Genomic DNA, 828 nt, shown 5'->3' on the forward strand with positions numbered 1-828 from the left:
CTCCTGTTGATTCGGTCCTTCGTCTCTCGACTACTACGACCTCTGCTGACTTCTCTACGTTCAGCACTACCTCACGATAGTGGTTATCCCTTTCAGGACATTCCGCACAGACCTCCCCGGGTACCACACGTTTCTTTCTCTCCATCTATCTGCCACATTTACCATACATGATTCCGTGTGGTTATTGGGCTTCGACTTGTTTGGCAGCCTTACCCTCACGCATGGCCTGATGTGATTTCTGTTCGTCAGACCAGAGATTTGCCCATGGGTTAGTATGTTCCCCATATCCAGCTTCCTTCAGATTCCACCTCACGATGGACACCCTTGCCTTCGGCTATATCCTTCCCACCACCGGGCGGATTCCGGACTTGCACCGGTTAGAAACGTGCGCCGCCGGGCGCACCAAAAAACCGGCGGCCCATCCAGTCAGACGGACAGCCGCCGGTGTAAGCGCCTTTTACCGATAACCGGCGATTTCCAGGTATTTCAGTTCCAGAATATCGTCCATGGTGATATCCGGATTGGACAGCAGATCATTGGTCTTCATAAATTCCAGAACCTCGCCCAGAACACGCAGATCCTGCCCTGTTAAGTTGATTCCGAAATTGGAACCGCCGTACATGGTAGAGAACCATGCTTCCTCGCGCTGAGTATTCTCTGCCAGTGTGGTAAATGCCGTTTTCTGATTTTCTTCGCTCTCTGCCATCCAGTCGTCAACTCGCTGGACCGCCCTCAAAACCTTGGCAGTGATTTCCGGATACTTCTCACAGAATTCGGTGCGTCCCACAAACGCGCTGATCTGGCAGGTCTCGCTGACAACGCCGTCAG

Annotated in this window: 1 protein-coding gene; it reads right to left on the minus strand. The window is 52.7% G+C overall.

Going from position 1 to position 828, the window contains the following annotated elements:
• Positions 1–457: 457 nt before the first annotated feature.
• A partial coding sequence (locus NE664_12480; protein MCQ4727456.1) for a hypothetical protein occupies positions 458–828 on the minus strand: 371 nt, incomplete at its 5' end.

Origin of the sequence: Anaerotignum faecicola (assembly GCA_024460105.1) — a bacterium.
Lineage (GTDB): Bacteria > Bacillota > Clostridia > Lachnospirales > Anaerotignaceae > JANFXS01.